The sequence below is a fragment of the Streptomyces sp. NPDC059371 genome, assembly GCF_042751995.1.
Classification (GTDB): Bacteria; Actinomycetota; Actinomycetes; order Streptomycetales; family Streptomycetaceae; genus Streptomyces.
This window is the reverse complement of the sequence record NZ_JBHYXD010000039.1, coordinates 20677-23127: the sequence shown is the minus strand read 5'-3', so window position 1 is coordinate 23127 and position 2451 is coordinate 20677. Positions and strand designations below refer to the sequence as shown.

The 2451-nt window shown below is 69.1% G+C and carries 1 protein-coding gene; it reads right to left on the bottom strand.

Annotation, left to right across the window (positions count from 1 at the left end; all coding sequences use genetic code 11):
- Nucleotides 1-92: 92 nt before the first annotated feature.
- Nucleotides 93-2093, bottom strand: a complete 2001-nt coding sequence (acs, locus tag ACFXGX_RS22250) for an acetate--CoA ligase (RefSeq protein ID WP_384793932.1) — start codon at nucleotides 2091-2093, stop codon at nucleotides 93-95.
- Nucleotides 2094-2451: the final 358 nt, after the last annotated feature.

The following is a 2451-nucleotide window of genomic DNA, read 5'->3' as shown; positions in this document are numbered from 1 at the left end:
GGGGGCTGGTGTCTTCAAACTTGTTGGGGGTGGTGTTATGTGTTGACGTGGCTCCCCCACCCTCAGGGCCGGGCCGGCGGGACGGGCCCGCCTCAGTCCTCGCTGGGCGCTGCCGGCAGCTTCGCCTGGATCAGGTCCATCACCGTGGAGTCGGTGAGCGTCGTGACGTCACCGAGTTCACGGTTCTCCGCCACGTCGCGCAGCAGCCGGCGCATGATCTTCCCGGACCGGGTCTTCGGCAGCTCGGCCACCGGCAGGACCCGCTTCGGCTTGGCGATCGCGCCGAGCGTGGTGCCCACGTGGTTGCGCAGCTCCGCCATCAGCCCTTCGTCCTCGGTGGAAGCGGTCCCGCGCAGGATGACGAAGGCGACGATCGCCTGCCCGGTGGTCTCGTCCGCCGCACCCACGACCGCCGCCTCGGCGACCGTCGGGTGGGAGACGAGGGCCGACTCGACCTCGGTCGTCGAGATGTTGTGGCCGGACACGAGCATCACGTCGTCGACGCGGCCGAGCAGCCATACGTCGCCGTCGTCGTCCTTCTTGGCCCCGTCCCCGGCGAAGTACTTGCCCTCGAAGCGGGACCAGTACGTGTCGAGGAACCGCTGGTCGTCGCCCCAGATCGTGCGCAGCATGGACGGCCACGGCTCGGTGAGCACCAAGTACCCGCCACCGCCGTCGGGCACCTCGTTCGCCTCGTCGTCGACGACCGTGGCCGAGATGCCGGGCAGTGCGCGCTGCGCCGAGCCGGGCTTCGTCTCGGTGACCCCGGGCAGCGGCGAGATCATCATCGCGCCGGTCTCGGTCTGCCACCAGGTGTCGACGATCGGCGTACGGTCCCCGCCGATGTGCTTGCGGTACCAGATCCACGCCTCGGGGTTGATCGGCTCGCCCACCGACCCGAGCACCCGCAGCGAGGACAGGTCGAACTTCGCGGGGATGTCGTCGCCCCACTTCATGAACGTACGGATGGCCGTGGGCGCCGTGTAGAGGATCGTCACCCCGTACTTCTGCACGATCTCCCAGAACCGCCCCTGGTGGGGCGTGTCCGGCGTCCCCTCGTACATGACCTGCGTCGCGCCGTTCGAGAGCGGTCCGTACGTGATGTACGAGTGCCCGGTGACCCAGCCGATGTCGGCCGTGCACCAGTACACGTCGGTCTCCGGCTTGAGGTCGAAGACCGCGTGATGGGTGTACGAGGCCTGCGTGAGGTAGCCGCCCGAGGTGTGCAGGATGCCCTTCGGCTTCCCCGTGGTCCCGGACGTGTAGAGGATGAACAGCGGCTGCTCGGCGTCGAACGCCTCCGGCGTGTGCTCGGCCGACTGCCGTCCGACGATGTCGTGCCACCAGACATCGCGGCCCTCGGTCCAGTCGACGTCCTCGCCGGTGCGGCGCACCACCAGCACCTTGTCGACTCCGTCGACCCGGCCCACCGCGTCGTCGACGGCGGGCTTGAGCGCGGACGGCTTCCCGCGCCGGTAACCGCCGTCGGCGGTGATGACCAGCTTGGCGTCGGCGTCCTGGATACGGGTGGCGATCGCCTCGGCGGAGAACCCGCCGAAGACCACCGAGTGCGCGGCGCCGATACGGGCGCACGCCAGCATCGCGACGACGGCCTCGGGGATCATCGGCAGATAGACGGCGACCCGGTCGCCCTTGCCGATGCCCAGCTCGGTGAGGGCGTTCGCGGCCTTCGACACCTCGTCCTTGAGCTCGGCGTAGGTGATGGCCCGGCTGTCGCCCGGCTCGCCCTCGAAGTGGATGGCGACGCGGTCGCCGTTCCCGGCCTCGACATGCCGGTCCACGCAGTTATAAGCGACGTTCAGTTTGCCGTCGGCGAACCACTTCGCGAACGGCGGATTGGACCAGTCCAGTGTCTCGGTCGGCTCGGTGGCCCAGGTCAGCCGACGGGCCTGCTCGGCCCAGAAGCCGAGCCTGTCAGCCTTGGCCTGCTCATACGCCTCCGCGGTGACATTGGCGTTCGCCGCCAGGTCGGCGGGCGGCGCGAACCTGCGCTCTTCCTTCAGCAGGTTGGCCAGGCTTTCGTTGCTCACGACATCTCCCTTTCCCAGGGTGTCCGTTGTGTCCCAGGCCACAGCTCATCAGACCGGGAGCCCGGTGACAAGGCCCGACCTGAAATTGGTTTAGACCTATGCCGTGCTGTCGGCCCAACTCTCGGTCCGTACGGCACACCGGAGCCCCGCGGTACGGCCCCGCCGCCCTTCACGACACCACACGAGTTCGCACGAGTCTGCCCCCTTGTGGCACGTACGCACCGGCCACCGGGTTCATCCGGGGGTGCGTCGCCTGCTTCTGGGTGCGTCGCCCATGCCCGGCGATGTCGCATACGCCTGGGAGTGTCGCCCCCGCATGGGGTGTGTCACCCCCGCCTGGCAGGAGGGGTCAGGGAGGTCCGGGAGGCAATACGTGGTGCGCGGTCCCGCCGACCAGGAC